Raw genomic sequence first — 14,889 nt, forward strand, 5'->3', positions numbered from 1 at the left:
CATAGCAACATTAAAGGCCTTTACCCATGAGCGCTGCCGTACCACCCCCGCCCGAATCTTCCGAATTGCCCGAACCCGCCGAATGGCCAGAATTACCGCTGGTGATACAACCCAAGTCCATGATCCCCTACAGCTGGTGGGCACCGTTGTTGGCCGGTATTGCCGGTGGCCTGGTGTTGCGCTTTTTGTTTTCCGGCGCTGCGGGCAGCAACTGGTCGCCGATGGCTGGCGCATTCATTTACTTGTCGCCACTGGTCGTGGGTGCACTGACCGTCTATGTGGCCGAAACGCGGGAGCGCAGAACCTGGGGCTACTACCTATGGGCGCCGTTTGTGGCCAACTGCCTCTACGTGCTGGGCACACTGTTGATCATGGTGGAGGGGCTAATCTGCGCCATCATCATCATCCCCATGTTTGCAGCCCTGGGCGCGCTGGGTGGCTTGCTGATGGGCTGGGTGTGCCGCATGACCAACTGGCCGCGCCAGACCCTGTACGGCTTTGCCGCGCTTCCCTTGGTGTTGGGCGCTTTGGGCGACTACTTGCCCGAGCCCACGGTCTTGAACACGGTACAACGCAGCGCCGTAATCCAGGCCGCACCCGAGCAGGTGTGGGCGCACCTGAACCAGGCCACCAATATTGCGCCGGAGGACTTTGGCGCCACCTGGGCCGCCCGCATTGGAGTGCCCATGCCATTGTCTGGCGTGACCACATCCACGCCCGAAGGCCACGTACGCACTACGCGCTGGGGCAAGGCTGTGCACTTTGACGAGCCCATCTCCGATTGGCAACCCAGCCGCTACCTGCGGTGGACCTACCGTTTTAGCCCTACCTCGTTCCCGCCCCAGGCGCTGGACGACCATGTGCTGATCGGCGGGCACTACTTTGACCTGCACGACACGGCCTTCACGTTGACGCCAGTAGCCGGTGGTGGCACGCGTGTCGATGTGGTGGTGCACTACCGGGTGACGACACAGTTCAACTTCTACGCCGACCGGGTGGCGCAGTGGCTATTGGGTGACATGTTGGATACCGACCTTCAGTTTTACAAAAGCCGTAGTGAGGCGAGCGCCCGGTCCGGTTGACGGCTTACCTCGCCGCGTTGTATACAGGGCCTTTGTAGAACGTGTAAGTTCTTGCTTGCCCTGTGCGTCGCACGGGGCACAAGAGTGTCAGAAAGTACCCTATGAACGCGGCCTGGCCTGCCACTTTGCCCCATGCGCGCAGCGCTGCATACAGCGTATTGTTGTGGTTGTGCGGTCTGCTGCTGGCTGCAGGCCAAGCCTGGGCTGGCGAAGCGGTGCTGGACGCCAGCCGCATGGGTTCCAAGCCAGTCTCGCTGACCGGATACCTCTCAGTATTGGAGGACAGCAGCCTGAGCCTGCGGATCGATGACCTGCAAAAGCCCGATGTTGCCGCCCGTTTCAAAAGCGGTGTTGCGTCGGGCGAATCCTTGAACTTTTCCTACACCCAGTCAGCCATCTGGCTGCGCCTGCATGTGCAAAACACCGGCTCGCAACCGGTGGTGCGCATGCTGGAGATTGCCAATCCACTGCTGGCACAGTTGGCGCTGTACCAGCCGGTCGATGGCGGCGGTTACCAGAGTACGCAAACCGGCTATGCATTGCCTTTTGCGACGCGCCCGCACGCCAGCCGCTTCTTTGTGCTGCCCATCACATTACCGGCACAGGCCGACCAAATGCTGTACCTGCGGATTGCCACACCCAATTCGATGATCCTGCCGATTTCGCTGTGGGAGCCGCAGGCCTTCCACGCCCACGAGCGGGCCGACTACGTGTTCCAGGCCCTGTACTTTGGCAGCGCGCTGGCCATCATCCTCTACAACCTGATGCTGTTTGTAGCGCTGCGAGACACCAGCTATCTGCTGTACGTCGTGTCGGCGGCCTTCAGTGCGCTGACCTTGGCCGCCTTCGTCGGCGTGGGCACGGAGTTCATCTGGGGGGACCAGCCGCAGCTGACGATGGTGGCGACCAATGTGTCGCTGGCCATTGCGCTGACGGCATTTTTGCTGTTCACGCGGCGCATGTTGTTCACGGCCCAGCATGTGCCGGTGCTGGATCGGTTGCTGAAGCTGTTCGTGTTCGTCAACATCGCGTTCTGTGGCCTGCTGGTGCTGTGGTTCCAGCACTTCGCGCGCCTGTTTGTCATCAACTACGCCGTGACCGCGGTGCTGCTGCTGGTCACCGGCGCCGTCTGCGCGTTCAAGCGCGAGCGCAGCGCCTACTTTTTCATGGCGGCGTTTGTCGTTGTGTTGCTGGCGCTTGCCATGCTGTCGATGCGGCAGCTGGGCATCTTGCCGACGAATGCGCTAACCACGTCGGGTGCCCAGATAGGCTCGGCGCTGGAGATGCTGCTGTTGTCATTCGCACTGGCTGACCGCTACAACGTGATACGCCGCGAGAAGGAAGCCGCCCAGCAGCGCCTGGTGGAGAACCTGCGCTCGTCGGAGGCCATTTTGGAGGAGGGCGTGGCCGTGCGCACCCACGAGCTGCAGATACTCAACCAACGGCTGGAGGCCCTGAGTACCACCGACGGCCTGACCGGCATCGCCAACCGGCGCCACTTTGACAAGTTGCTGGCCAACGAATGGCTGCGCAGCACGCGGCTGCAGCAGCCCCTTGCGCTGGCCATGGTGGACATCGACTGGTTCAAGAAATACAACGACTGCTACGGCCACCAGGCGGGGGATGAATGCCTGCGCAACTTCTCTCGCATCCTGGCCGCTACCGTGTGCCGCACCGGTGACATGGTGGCACGCTACGGTGGCGAGGAATTCGTGTTCTTCGCACCCGCCACCGATGCCGAAGGCGCGCTGAATATGGCACACAAGGTGTGTGAAGAGCTGGAGATGGCGGCGCTGCCGCACGCGTTCTCGACCTTTGGTTACGTGACAGCCAGCATCGGTGTGGCCGTCATGGTGCCACGCGAGGGGCAGGAGCCGGCTGCGTTGATCCAGGCTGCCGATGCATCGCTGTACCTGGCCAAGACCCAGGGGCGCAACCGCGCGGTGCTGGCGTCCATGGTGGTATGAGCCGATAAGCCTCGGTTTAAGGGTTGCTATCGTTTCGGTAGCGGCTTACGCTCATTGGGCGAGGGCTACAGCCCGAAAAGACTTATGTGATCGCGCGGAAGGCATTTCCTTCTGCCGCCCGTGCCCTGTCATACAACTGCCATCTAACTGACGTGAACGCGTCATCTGCGCCTCTCAAAATCGCCGCATAACAAGCACGATGGAGAGAAGCACATGGGAAAACATCTGCACGCAGCAGTGGAGTTTGGCAGGTCTCTGACAACGTCCACCAGCCGCCCCACCTACGATTTTGAGCAGCAGTGCATGCGCATCCTGCGCTGCACCGCGCATGCGCTGGCCAACAGCCCTGGCGGTCTGCGGTTCAAGGCCGGCACCCAGCCCTGGCTGGATGCACTGTCCGAGCACCGCGCCCAACCGCGCGTGGCCATCCACACCGGAAACTGATCATGGCAGACAACTTCGGCATCAACCTGTCATCCGCGACCAGCCTGGCCCTGGATACCCAAACCGCGCTGGGCGCGCAGCGCGGCGCTGGCCTGCCAACAGCGGCATCTCAACCCCTGGCGATCAAGGTCTTCTGGGCCCAGCACCTGGACGAAGTGCGCGCCGCCCAGCGCCTGCGCTATGACATCTTTGCCGGTGAAATGGGTGCGCGGCTGAGCACAACACTGCCTGGCCACGACATCGACCTGTTTGACAACTTTTGCGAGCACCTGCTGGTCTGCGACGAGATCACAGGCCAAGTCATCGGCACCTACCGCGTGCTGACGCCGGTGCAGGCCCAGCGCGTGGGCAGCACCTACAGCGACACCGAGTTTGACTTGACCCGCCTGCGGACGCTGCGCGATCGCATGGTGGAGCTGGGTCGCAGCTGCGTGCACAAGGACTACCGCCATGGCGGCGTCATCATGGCGCTGTGGGGTGCTTTGGGTGCCTTCATGGTGCGCAACCAGTTGGACACGATGATCGGCTGCGCCAGCATCCCCATGCTGCACAACGGCGTGGTCAGTGGCGACCTGGCGGCCAGCATCTGGCGCAAGGTGGCGGCGACGCATCTGGCACCGATTGAATACCACGTGCGGCCGCGCTTGCCGCTGCCCATAGAGCAGCTGGACGCGTCGCTGGATGTGGAGCCACCCGCACTGATCAAGGGCTATCTGCGCCTGGGCTCCAAGGTTCTGGGCCCCCCGGCCTGGGACCCAGATTTCAATTCCGCCGACCTGCCGATGCTGATGCGCCTGGACGACTTGCCCGCGCGTTACCGCAAACACTTTCTGGGGGCCTGATGCGCGCCGGCCTAGACGCGTTTGCCCCGCAGATGCAGGGCATGCTAGCCGGCGCCCGCATAGATACCAGCACCGACGACGATGATGAGGATGACAAGCCCGGCCGCCGCTACCGGGCTATCTTTGTATCTGACATCCACCTGGGCACGGCCGGCTGCCAGGCCCAGGCATTGCTGGGTTTCCTGAAGGCCCACCCCAGCGACACGCTGTACCTGGTTGGCGACATTGTCGACGGTTGGCAGCTGCGCCGGCGCTGGTTTTGGCCGCAGTCGCACAACGACGTGGTGCAAAAGCTGCTGCGCCGGGCGCGCAAGGGCTGCAAAGTCATCTTCATACCTGGCAACCATGACGAATTTGCGCGCGGCTTTCTGGGCCATGAGTTTGGTGGCATAGAGGTACGCGAAGACGCGGTGCACACCACGGCCGATGGCCGACGCCTGTGGATCACGCACGGCGATTATTTCGATGGCGTCATCCAGTGCGCGAAGTGGCTGGCTTTTCTGGGTGACAACCTGTACGAGTTCACGCTGAAGCTCAACCGCCACCTGAACAACCTGCGCGGGCGCATGGGCTTGCCGTACTGGTCGCTGTCGGCCTACCTGAAGCAGAAGGTCAAGACCGCGCTGAACTATGTGACTGATTTCGAGGTGGCGGTGGCCAACGCCGCCCGTTCGCTGGGGCACGACGGCGTGGTCTGTGGCCACATCCACCGTGCCGAGATGCGTGACATCAACGGCATCCTGTACTGCAACGACGGTGATTGGGTAGAGAGCCGCAGCGCGCTGGTCGAGCACATGGACGGCCGCCTGGAACTGGTGTACTGGAATGAAGAGCGGACCAGCACAGTGCTGGTGCACGCTGCACAGGAGGTAAGCGCATGAAGCTGGCGCTGGTAACGGATGCCTGGCTGCCCCAGGTCAATGGTGTGGTGACAACTTTGGTGGAACTGGTGCGCGAGATGGAGGCCCAGGGCCACCAGGTCGAGGTCATCCACCCCGGCCAGTTCGACACCCGGCCCTGCCCGGGCTACGCCGGCATCGACCTGGCCGTGCGACCTGCCAAGGCGTTGTGCCGCCGAATGGATGCCATTGGTGCTGACGCTGTTCATCTGGCAACCGAAGGCCCGCTGGGCTGGGCTGCGCGGCGCTATTGCCTGCGCCGGGGTCTGGCATTCACAACGGCCTTCCACACGCGCTTCCCCGAGATTTTGAAAGCAGCCATTGGCGTGCCCTTGTGGATGGGCTATGCGCTGTTTCGGCACTTCCACCGGCCATCGTCCGGCGTGCTGGTGCCCACCGACAACGTACTGCGTATGCTGCAGGGCAGGGGTTTTCGCAACCTGCGCAACTGGACGCACGGTGTGGACGTGCGCCTGTTCCAATACCAAGAGGTACCGCAGGTGTTTGCCCCGCTGGGCACGATGGCGCGGCCGGTGTCGCTGTTTGTCGGGCGGGTGTCCTACGAGAAGAACATTGATGCATTCCTGCAAATGGATGTGCCGGGGACCAAGGTGGTCTGCGGAGTAGGGCCGCTGGAGGCCAGCCTGCGCGAGCGCTATCCGCATGTGCGCTGGCTGGGCGTGCTGCCGCGCGATGTGCTAGCCCAGGTCTACGCCGCGGCCGATGTGTTTGTAATGCCCAGCCGTTCTGAGACCTTTGGCCTGGTCATGCTGGAGTCCATGGCCTGCGGCACGCCAGTGGCGGCCTACCCGGTGGACGGCCCGCTGGAGGTGGTGGGCCAGCCCGCCTGTGGCGGAGCACTGCAGGCAGATCTGTCGCTGGCCTGGTACCAAGCGCTGAGCATCCCCCGACATGCGGCTCGCGCGCGAGCGCAGGCCTTTAGCTGGGCGCACGCCTCGCAACTCTTCCTGGGACACCTGGTGCCGGCGCGCAAGGGCCTGCCTGGCAGCACGGAACTTGCAATTCACAACACTGTCACACAACTGTCATCCCGCTCGTAAACAATCCGTCACCGTTGTGTCATAGTGAAGCCTGAGCCTATGTTGTCTTTCCTGCGCAGTTCTCCGTTGCAAGCCCCTGATAAGCCGCCGAGCCAGGCACCGGATCTGCTGGACCGTGACCACAGTATTCTGGCCTTCAACGAGCGTGTGCTGGACTGGGCCGTGCGCAGCGATGTACCGCTGCTGGAGCGGCTGCGCTTTCTGTGCATCGTGTCGTCCAACCTGGACGAATTCTTCGAGGTGCGGGCCGAACCCCATGTGATTGCCGTGCAGGCAGGTGAGCGCAAGGGCGTGTTCTCGGTCGGTTCGTTCGAGCGGCTGGCGGCATCGTTGCACGACATTGTGGGCCGCCAGTACACGCTGTACAACGAGCAGCTGATGCCAGCCTTTGAGCGGGAGGGTATCCAGATCGTGTCGCACGGCGACCGCAACACGGCGCAGCGCAACTGGGTGAAACAATATTTCGAGCGCGAGGTGCGCCCCCTCTTGATACCGGTGGGGCTAGACCCCTCGCACCCATTCCCGCAGGTGGCCAACAAGTCGCTGAACTTCATCGTGCGGCTGGGCGGGCGCGATGCCTTCGGGCGCGAGAACGAGATCGCCATCGTCAAAGTGCCGCGCGTGTTGCCGCGCATGATCCGCATGCCGGCCAAAGTGTCGGGTACGCGAACGCTATTCGTGTCGCTGTCCAGCGTGATCCGCGCGCATCTGTCGGAGCTGTTTGCAGGGCGGCACGTCGGCGAGTTTTCGCAGTTTCGGGTGACGCGGCATTCCGATCTAGCGGTGGACGAGGACGATGTGCAAAACCTGCGCATGGCCTTGCGCCAAGGATTGGTACACCGCCACTATGGGCAGGCTGTGCGCCTGGAGGTATCGGCCGGGTGCTCGGAATACCTGTCCGATTTCTTGCTGCACCAGTTTGATTTACCGGCCAAGGCCTTGTACCGGGTCCATGGGCCGGTCAATCTTGTGCGTCTGACCCAATTGATCGACCTGGTGGACAGGCCCGACCTGTGCTTTGCGCCGTATAGACCGTCCTTCCCTGCGCGCCTGGATACCAACCTGTCCATCTTCGAGCAACTGAAGCTGGGTGATGTGCTGATCCACCAACCGTTCGAGAGTTTTGACGGCGTGTTGGAGTTCTTGCGCGAAGCTGTCAACGACCCGCAGGTGCTGGCTATCAAGCAAACCATCTACCGGACGGGCCCCAACTCAGAGCTGATGGACCTGCTGCGCGAGGCGGTGCGCCGCGGTAAAGAGGTGACCGTGGTGGTGGAACTGAAGGCCCGTTTCGACGAAGAGGCCAATATCAACTGGGCCGAGATGCTGGAGTCGATCGGCGCACAGGTTCTGTACGGTGTCGTTGGTCTCAAGACCCACGCGAAGATGATGCTGATCACCCGGCGCGAGGGCAAAACACTCAAGCGTTATGGCCATCTGTCGACCGGAAACTACAACCCCCGAACAGCACGCTTGTACACCGACGTCAGCCACATCACGGCAGACTCGGTGCTGACGACGGACATGGAGCACGTGTTTGTGCACCTGGCGAGCCAAAGCAAGCTGCCGACCTTGCGCAAGCTGTGGTTTGCACCGTTTTACCTGCACCGCAATTTGCTGGACCGCATAGATGCGTTGGGGTTGGCGGCGGCGCGCGGCGCAGATACGCGAATCGTTGCCAAAATGAACTCGTTGACGGATGAGGCGCTGATACGCAGTCTGATGCGTGCAGGCAGCAAGGGCGTGCGCATCGACCTGATTGTGCGCGGAGCATGCATGCTGCCGGCTCAGGTGCCCGGGCACACAGACAACATCCGTGTGCGATCGATCATTGGGCGATTCTTGGAGCATTCGCGGGTGTTCTATTTTCGCGAAGGCGACACGGAAGAGCTCTACCTCTCCAGCGCCGACTGGATGAACCGCAACATGGTGCGTCGCGTCGAGCTGGCTTGGCCGGTGACCGATCCCGTGCAGCGCCAGCGCATTGTTGATGAATGCCTGGTGGCTTATCTGCACGACGGCGTTGACGCCTGGGACCTGGGGCCAGACGGCAAATACACACGCAGCCGGGCCGACGGCAGCAAGCCCGTACACGGTGCGCAGGCAGCGCTTATGGCGCGCTACGCACAGGCCGGCAAAACCCACGGCGGAGCCTAGGACGATTATGGACCTGATCCTGTGGCGGCACGCCGAAGCCGTTGAAGACATGCCGGATGGCGATGACATGGCGCGGGTGCTGACATCGCGTGGCGAGAAGCAGGCCGCGCGCATGGCGGCCTGGCTGGACCGCCAGTTGCCAGACAGTGCACGTATCTTCGTCAGCCCGGCGCGGCGCACCGAACAAACGGCCCGCGCGCTGGAACGGAAATTTCGCTTCAGCCCGGCCCTGAGCCCCGCCGGTAGCAGCGCGCAGCTACTGGAGCTGGTGCAGTGGCCGCAGTCCAAAGGCTGCGTGCTGGTCGTGGGGCACCAACCCATTTTGGGCCAAACGATTGCCAGCCTGCTGGGCCTGAACGCCAGCGAGTGCGCTGTCAAAAAAGGCTCTCTGTGGTGGCTGCGTCACCGCGAACGCGAAGCCGGTGCGCAGACGGTCGTAGTGACGGTTCAATCGCCAGAAGTGCTGTAGCCGAGGAAGGTTTCACCGCGGGGCGGCGCATCACACGTCGTGGCAAGCGCCGGGGCTCTATACCGCTTTAGCGGGGCGCCCGGTTTTCAGGCTGGGGACCGATTTCAGTGCGGCGACAAATGCAGCATCTTGCATGGCCGCAATCACTTTGATACCGGCACGCAACAACTCGGTTTTCTTGGCCGGACTGCCGAGCTTGGCGGCGCGCATTTTCAGACCGTCCAGCACCGCGTATTCGGCTTTGGGGAAGGTAAAGCTGTCGCGCACCATCTTTGGCTTCTTGACCTTCACAGCTTTTGCTGGTGCCGGCTTTGCAGCAGACTTTGCGGAGGGCTTGACCGCCAGCTTTACCGGGAGCTTTACCGCCGGTTTGGCCGCAGCCTTGGGTTTCGGCACCGTAGAGGTTGTAAGCTTTTTAACCCGTGGCGCGGCTTTGGCCACTGTCTTGGATTTGGTCGCGCGCTTGGGAGTTGCAGCTTTTGCTGGAGCAGCCTTGGGAGCAGCAACAGGGTTCTCGATAACAGTCATGTACTCTTTCATATAAACGGTATATACAGTTTATATGGTTGACTTGGCAGTGTCAATTTTTGGGCGGCGCACCCGCGTTGTGGATCAGTGCAATGCGCCTCTGGATGCGCTCTGCCTCTGCAGGCTGACCTGCCGTTGTCGCCCGCTGCAATTGCACACCTAGCCATGCCAACAGCGGTCGGCGCCAGCCCTGGTTGGAGGCCACGTCCACGGCCTGTGCGATGGTGGCCGGATTGGCCTTGCCGGACTCCAGTAAAACACCGGCCGCCACCAATAGCGACAGCGGGTCTTCAATGCCGAGCAGGGCGCTGGGGTCATTGGTACTGCGCGCGGCGGCCGCCTGTTGTGCAGCGGGCAGCAAGGGTATGCGCGATGGTGCGATTTGCCCACGCAGGTAGTCGGCGTAGGCGCGTTGGGCTTCCGTGGCATCGGGCCGGAGCGATTCAAATCCGGGGCAAGGCTCGAAAGCCAGACTTGCTACCTGGGCGGCACAGTGCAGCAGTTCAGCGCCCGCCACCAGGTCGGCACGGCCCGTGCGGGCCAGCTGCGCGCGGGCGCGACCCAGCTCAGCCACCTCAACACGTGTGTTGCCCTCCAGGTAGGCGGCCACCGCACGGTCCACGGCACCTTTGGATTCAAGTTGCCAGTCCGGAGTCTTGGGGGTGCTGGAGCAGGCGGACAGCAGTAGCGCACCCATGAGCATCGACGCACAGCGGAAGGTTGGGTTGAAATGGTTCATGGCAGCTGAATATCCGTGGTGCGGGCAAACGGCCACTTGCGGTTGATCTCGTTGACCAGTCCGTCAATCTTGCGCAGGCTTGCTTCCACGTCGCTGCGCAGCACGCCCAAGTCGGCCGTTGCGTCTTTGGCGTTGGCGCTGATAGCCTGTGCGTTTTGCAGCACAGTGTCGACCTTCTTCAGGCTCTCGCGTGCGTCACCCAGCAGCGCATTGAGTTGCACGACGGTGACGCGGGTCTCGGGCATCAAGCCTTTTTCGCCAAATACTTGGGTATCAGTTTTGGCGGCCAGACCGTCGAGCCTGGCCAGCAGCGCGTTGGTGCGGTCCAGGGTCGTCAAAATCTTTTTGGCATCTTGCTCGCTGCCCAAGAGCACGCCGAGTGCGCCACCTGGACCGTTGAGCTTGCCGGTCAGCGTTTGGATATTCCCCAGCGTGCCATGAACGGCGCCGCCTCCACTGACCAATGTGTTGAGGTTGTCGATCAGTTCGCGTGTGGACGAGATGACCTTGGGGATTTCTGCGCTGACATCGCCCTGCAGCACGGTGCGCACAGATCCGTCGGGCAGGGCGGGGGCATCCAGCACGCCGGTGTAGGCGCGCAGATTCGGCCCGCCCACCACACCCCGAACGAGCGTGAAGACACTGCTGGTGCGCAGCCAATGCGCATCCTTCTGACTGACATCGATGAGAATGCGGACCTTGCCGGTTTCTGCCAGTTCTATGCTGCGCACGCGGCCGATCGGAAAGCCGGAGAAGGTAAGGTCCATGCCTATGACGACGCCCTCGGAATCGTCGGCCATCAGCACCAGTTTTTGCGTGGCGTCAAAGGCGCCGCGCGCATACATGACAAACAGCACGGAGCCGCATACCAACACCAGCATGAACACCATCAGCAGACGTGCTTTGAACTCCAGGCTTTCGCCGGTTGGGGTAGGGGGTGGGGATTCGTTTGCGTTCATGGAAGAAGCGTGTGGAACATGTCAGTAATAGTTGCCGACCAGGGACACTATCTCGATCAACAGTATCACGGTGAACATGCGCACCAGACCGCGCATCTCGGCGCTGGTGCGCACGGTGCTGGCGTACATGCCGGAAGTCCCGCGCATGCCAACCAGGGCTGACACCATGGGTAGCAGAGATACGGTCAGGCAGAAAAAGATGATCTTGAGGACAAAAATCAGCGACACGGCCGGACTGAACACTTGGCCAAAGAGCCGGGTGAAGTTGGCCAAGCCCGACAGCGTGAAACCATAGCTTGCCAGGTAGGCCACGACAAGCGCCACGACACTGCTGAGCGCTGCCAGCGTGGCGCCGGCAAACAGACCCGCCACCAGGCGTGGGGGCACCTCGCGTTGCATGGCCGCCCATTCCTGCCCGGGCGACATGTCCAGCTGGCCTTTGGCGTGCAGCGCCAGCAATTCTGCACCGTCCGGTATCGTGCAGCGCAGGGCCACAAACAGTGCAGAGGTCAAAGGAATCAGCTCCAGTACCAGCACGCGTATCACCAGTTGCAGCGCGTAGTGCGAAAGGCCATAGCTGTGGGCCGTGACCACGACAATGCGGGTCAGCACCAAGGCCGCCAGTGCACACACGATGCTGAAGCCCAACAGAATGGGCGCGGTATTGGCGTACATATTGCGCTGTAAAGATGCGCGGTTGGCGGGTACGTAGCTGCTTGGGGACAGCGCAAGCACCAGAATATGCAGGCCCAGGCTCAGCAGCTGAACCCACTCCATCAGCGCCTGTTGGCCGGCCCGGCCCATGTTGGCCAGCCATCGGTGCGTGTATACCGAAACAGTCATGCAGGCATGATACCCGTGGCTGTCAGCAATCCACCACGGTCAGCAACCCACCACGTTCAGCGACCAAGGCGTTTTCTGCCAGGCCTGCGCTTCTTCGCGCAGCAGGTAGGCCGATTGCGGGAAGGCCTCGGCCCAGCCTGCGCGGCAGCGCAGCTGCATGTTGCGGCCCTGCGGGTCCAGGCGCTCCAGCACCAGACCGGCCATGTCCGGATCGCGGCGGGCGTGGCACAAAATGACCGCCAGGCGCAATGCCATCAGCTGGGCCAGCAGATCGGTGTCTGCCAGTGCGGCCTCAATCTTGCGCAACTTGCCGCGGTGGCCCAGCACCAGCAGGCTCAGGCGGTGCATTTCAGACAATGAGAACCCCATGGCGTCTGCATGGTCCAGGATATAGGCGCCGTGCTTGTGGTATTCGCTGTGTGAGATGTGGCTGCCAATCTCGTGCAGCTGGGCGGCCCAGCGCAGCTTGCGCAGGTGGCGGTCGCCGTCGACGGAAACGGTCGCAGCAGGGGACGTCATCAGTTGGCTAAACAAATGGGTGGCGACCTTGCCCACGCGCTCGCCATGCACGCCGTCCACACCAAACTTGGTGGACAGGCGTTGCACGGTTTTCACGCGCAGGTCATCGGTGTGGCTGTTGGTATTGCCAAGCAAGTCGCAGATCAACCCGTGGCGCAGGCCGCCCGCAGCCTGGTGCAGCGTGTGGATGCCCAGCAGGTCGAAGACGGCGCGCACGATGCTGACACCGCCGCCAATGATGGCCTTGCGGTCTTCGCGCATGCCGGCCAGCTTCAATTTGTCGGCACTTTGCGCAGCCACCAGTTTGTCCAGCAGCCAATCCAGCCCGTCTTGCGTCACGCTGCCCGCGGGCCAGCCCGAGGCCACCAGCACGTCCGCAATGGCACCTACGGTGCCAGCGGAGCCATAGGCCATTTCCCAGCGGTCCGGGTGGTAGGCGTCCAGAGCCTCGTCCAGCACCGCCTTGGCCGCGATTTCGGCAATGGCAAAAGATTTTTTGGAGAACTGCCCATCGGGAAAGTACCGGGTGGACCAGGCTATGCTGCCTACGCGAAAGGATTCCATGACCAACGGGTTGGTGCCCTGGCCCAGGATCAGCTCGGTAGACCGCCCCCCAATGTCCAGCACCAGGCGCCGCTCGTCTGACTGGGGCAGCATGTGCGCCACACCCTGGTAGATCAGCCGTGCTTCTTCACGGCCAGAGATCACGTTGATCGGAAAACCCAGCATGGTGTTTGCGCGCTGCAAAAAGGCGTCGCGGTTGCGGGCTTCGCGCAGGGTCTGGGTGGCTACGGCGCGCACTTCGCCGGGCTTGTAGCCCGCCAGCCGCTCACCGAACCGGGCCAGACAGTCCCAGCCGGCCTGCATGGCTTGGGGTGTCAGATTGCGTTCATCATCCAAACCGCCACCCTGGCGTACGGTTTCCTTCAGGTACTCGGTGCGTATAAAACTGCCATGCTCCACACGCCCGATCTCGAGTCTAAAACTGTTGGACCCCAAATCCACGGCGGCCAGGCGATTTCCCATTTGCATCGGTAAGTTTCGGTAAAAGACGGAAAGATCGCCCGAGCATAGCACCGGCCCCGTAGCGTCTTAGCCGATCAGGCGGCCATCCGCGGCGATCATGCTTTGGGTCACGTAGGCCACCCCGCGCGTGCGGCTGTCGGGGACGATACGAAAGCCGCCCAGGTCTACGGTGTTACGCCGCGTAAAGGCCTGCAGCGCATTGGTGCGGGTGATCGGGCCGTCTATGCCTTGCAATACCTCGTACGTGTAACGGGCAGACATGTAGCCGGCCAGGCTCAGCGGCGTTGGCGGCTCGTCGAAGAAACGCCCCAATGCGGCGCGGTAGGCTTTGACGATGGGCAGCGGGGCATTCACCATGGGCACGACCTGGGTTGCGATCATCGGCGTGAAGCGCGACATGCCCATCTGCTGGATGCTCTGCAAGTTGACGTCCGACATCGCAATGATGTAGCGCTGGGCCGCCTGCTTTTCCACCCCTTGCGAAAAGCGAACCAGTTCAGGCGTTCCGCCCACGAACAGCAGGATACGCGGGCTGTCTGGCTTCAGCGATTGCGCCAGATCCCGCAGGTCGCCAGCCGTGGTGTAGGACACGATATCCAGATTGAGCGCCTGCGCCACCTGTTGCAGATCGGTCTTGTAGGCAGCGTGTTCGGCGGATGAGCCATACACTGCGCCCACCTGTGTAATGCCCATCACCGCCAACGACTTGATGGCATGGGCTATCTGCTCCTGGCGCGACGCAAAGATGGTGAAGGTGCTGGTCGACGTGACCGCTTCCACGTTCTGCAGCCACGGGGCGACGTGTGCCAAGTCTGGCAGCTCGCGGCCCAGAACGCCCACAAGTTGGGACGCAGCCCTGTCCCCGGACGAGCCAAACATTGCAATGCACTGGGGCACGCCCTTTAGCGAATCCACGGCCGCGCGAAGGCTGGCTGCACTGCCGTCCACCTCCATGACCATATGCTTGACGGCATTGCCCTGCAGACCGCCGCGGCTGTTGATTTCTTGCCACGCGGCACGCGAGCCGACCAGAAAGTCTTTGGACACGTCGATCTGGCTGGTCGACACGTCGGCAATTTGCGCCACCGCTATGGCGCGCGTGCCCTTGGACGGCTGGGCCCACACAGGAGCGGTTGCCGCCAGGCCAATGCCTGACAGAGTGCGCAACACGGCGCGGCGGTGGGGGTTTTGTGGAGTCGACATGGCGGAATCCTTGGCCAGATGGAGGAAACAGTGGCGGACAAGCGCCCACCCGCTATTATTTTGATAGCTGCTTACGCTCGCCCCGCGAGGGCTAGCGTCTGATTTGATACATTGTCCTGCGGCTGGCGGGCCGCAGGACCGGCTGGCAAGG

Annotated in this window: 14 protein-coding genes; 8 read left to right on the plus strand and 6 right to left on the minus strand. The window is 62.4% G+C overall.

Going from position 1 to position 14,889, the window contains the following annotated elements:
- Positions 1–26 precede the first annotated feature (26 nt).
- The 8 genes from AC097P_RS14770 (at position 27) to AC097P_RS14805 (ending at position 8,921) form a co-directional block, all read left to right on the plus strand.
- On the plus strand, positions 27–1,082 hold the full coding sequence (locus tag AC097P_RS14770; protein ID WP_479611188.1) for an SRPBCC family protein: 1,056 nt from the start codon (positions 27–29) through the stop codon (positions 1,080–1,082).
- 101 nt (positions 1,083–1,183) lie between these two features.
- On the plus strand, positions 1,184–3,049 hold the full coding sequence (locus AC097P_RS14775) for a sensor domain-containing diguanylate cyclase (RefSeq protein WP_479611189.1): 1,866 nt from the start codon (positions 1,184–1,186) through the stop codon (positions 3,047–3,049).
- A gap of 213 nt (positions 3,050–3,262) precedes the next feature.
- Entirely contained in the window at positions 3,263–3,493 is a 231-nt protein-coding gene (locus AC097P_RS14780) for a hypothetical protein (protein ID WP_479611190.1), read from the plus strand.
- A 2-nt stretch (positions 3,494–3,495) separates the two neighbouring features.
- Positions 3,496–4,335 carry a GNAT family N-acetyltransferase gene (locus AC097P_RS14785; protein ID WP_479611191.1) on the plus strand — a complete coding sequence of 280 codons (840 nt, stop codon included), beginning with the start codon at positions 3,496–3,498 and terminating at the stop codon, positions 4,333–4,335.
- Positions 4,335–5,216 carry a UDP-2,3-diacylglucosamine diphosphatase gene (locus tag AC097P_RS14790; protein ID WP_479611192.1) on the plus strand — a complete coding sequence of 294 codons (882 nt, stop codon included), beginning with the start codon at positions 4,335–4,337 and terminating at the stop codon, positions 5,214–5,216. Before AC097P_RS14785 ends, AC097P_RS14790 begins: the two co-directional genes overlap by 1 nt.
- Positions 5,213–6,295, plus strand: a complete 1,083-nt coding sequence (locus AC097P_RS14795) for a glycosyltransferase family 4 protein (protein WP_479611193.1) — start codon at positions 5,213–5,215, stop codon at positions 6,293–6,295. Before AC097P_RS14790 ends, AC097P_RS14795 begins: the two co-directional genes overlap by 4 nt.
- A gap of 39 nt (positions 6,296–6,334) precedes the next feature.
- Positions 6,335–8,452 (plus strand): polyphosphate kinase 1, encoded by a 2,118-nt coding sequence (gene ppk1, locus AC097P_RS14800; protein ID WP_479611194.1) that lies wholly within the window; start codon positions 6,335–6,337, stop codon positions 8,450–8,452.
- Between the two features lie 7 nt (positions 8,453–8,459).
- On the plus strand, positions 8,460–8,921 hold the full coding sequence (locus AC097P_RS14805; RefSeq protein WP_479611195.1) for a SixA phosphatase family protein: 462 nt from the start codon (positions 8,460–8,462) through the stop codon (positions 8,919–8,921).
- Between the two features lie 57 nt (positions 8,922–8,978).
- On the opposite strand, the gene AC097P_RS14810 is transcribed toward AC097P_RS14805, so the two are convergent.
- Genes AC097P_RS14810 through AC097P_RS14835 form a run of 6 tightly spaced genes read right to left on the minus strand, consistent with a single transcriptional unit; the run spans position 8,979 to position 14,738 of the window.
- Positions 8,979–9,449 (minus strand): hypothetical protein, encoded by a 471-nt coding sequence (locus tag AC097P_RS14810; RefSeq protein WP_479611196.1) that lies wholly within the window; start codon positions 9,447–9,449, stop codon positions 8,979–8,981.
- Between the two features lie 52 nt (positions 9,450–9,501).
- Positions 9,502–10,188, minus strand: coding sequence for a hypothetical protein (locus tag AC097P_RS14815; protein ID WP_479611197.1), 687 nt, complete (start codon positions 10,186–10,188; stop codon positions 9,502–9,504).
- Positions 10,185–11,147: an MlaD family protein gene (locus AC097P_RS14820; RefSeq protein ID WP_479611198.1), complete on the minus strand. Its 963-nt coding sequence runs from the start codon at positions 11,145–11,147 to the stop codon at positions 10,185–10,187. The genes AC097P_RS14815 and AC097P_RS14820 overlap by 4 nt, the downstream gene beginning before the upstream one ends.
- Before the next feature lie 21 nt (positions 11,148–11,168).
- On the minus strand, positions 11,169–11,990 hold the full coding sequence (locus AC097P_RS14825) for an MlaE family ABC transporter permease (protein ID WP_479611199.1): 822 nt from the start codon (positions 11,988–11,990) through the stop codon (positions 11,169–11,171).
- A gap of 39 nt (positions 11,991–12,029) precedes the next feature.
- A complete protein-coding gene (locus tag AC097P_RS14830; RefSeq protein ID WP_479611200.1) occupies positions 12,030–13,541 on the minus strand; it encodes a Ppx/GppA phosphatase family protein in 1,512 nt (503 codons plus the stop codon).
- Between the two features lie 60 nt (positions 13,542–13,601).
- Complete coding sequence (locus tag AC097P_RS14835) at positions 13,602–14,738, minus strand: ABC transporter substrate-binding protein (RefSeq protein WP_479611201.1); 1,137 nt, start codon at positions 14,736–14,738, stop codon at positions 13,602–13,604.
- Between the last annotated feature and the right edge of the window lie 151 nt (positions 14,739–14,889).

Source organism: Rhodoferax sp. ZS1R8, assembly GCF_056521325.1.

What these genes read in the sequence shown, in the direction of transcription:
- AC097P_RS14770 (WP_479611188.1), top strand. Translation starts at nt 27, where the DNA reads ATGAGCGCTGCCGTACCACCCCCGCCCGAATCTTCCGAATTGCCCGAA.
- AC097P_RS14775 (WP_479611189.1), top strand. Translation starts at nt 1,184, where the DNA reads ATGAACGCGGCCTGGCCTGCCACTTTGCCCCATGCGCGCAGCGCTGCA.
- AC097P_RS14780 (WP_479611190.1), top strand. Translation starts at nt 3,263, where the DNA reads ATGGGAAAACATCTGCACGCAGCAGTGGAGTTTGGCAGGTCTCTGACA.
- AC097P_RS14785 (WP_479611191.1), top strand. Translation starts at nt 3,496, where the DNA reads ATGGCAGACAACTTCGGCATCAACCTGTCATCCGCGACCAGCCTGGCC.
- AC097P_RS14790 (WP_479611192.1), top strand. Translation starts at nt 4,335, where the DNA reads ATGCGCGCCGGCCTAGACGCGTTTGCCCCGCAGATGCAGGGCATGCTA.
- AC097P_RS14795 (WP_479611193.1), top strand. Translation starts at nt 5,213, where the DNA reads ATGAAGCTGGCGCTGGTAACGGATGCCTGGCTGCCCCAGGTCAATGGT.
- ppk1 (WP_479611194.1), top strand. Translation starts at nt 6,335, where the DNA reads ATGTTGTCTTTCCTGCGCAGTTCTCCGTTGCAAGCCCCTGATAAGCCG.
- AC097P_RS14805 (WP_479611195.1), top strand. Translation starts at nt 8,460, where the DNA reads ATGGACCTGATCCTGTGGCGGCACGCCGAAGCCGTTGAAGACATGCCG.
- AC097P_RS14810 (WP_479611196.1), bottom strand. Translation starts at nt 9,449, where the DNA reads ATGACTGTTATCGAGAACCCTGTTGCTGCTCCCAAGGCTGCTCCAGCA.
- AC097P_RS14815 (WP_479611197.1), bottom strand. Translation starts at nt 10,188, where the DNA reads ATGAACCATTTCAACCCAACCTTCCGCTGTGCGTCGATGCTCATGGGT.
- AC097P_RS14820 (WP_479611198.1), bottom strand. Translation starts at nt 11,147, where the DNA reads ATGAACGCAAACGAATCCCCACCCCCTACCCCAACCGGCGAAAGCCTG.
- AC097P_RS14825 (WP_479611199.1), bottom strand. Translation starts at nt 11,990, where the DNA reads ATGACTGTTTCGGTATACACGCACCGATGGCTGGCCAACATGGGCCGG.
- AC097P_RS14830 (WP_479611200.1), bottom strand. Translation starts at nt 13,541, where the DNA reads ATGCAAATGGGAAATCGCCTGGCCGCCGTGGATTTGGGGTCCAACAGT.
- AC097P_RS14835 (WP_479611201.1), bottom strand. Translation starts at nt 14,738, where the DNA reads ATGTCGACTCCACAAAACCCCCACCGCCGCGCCGTGTTGCGCACTCTG.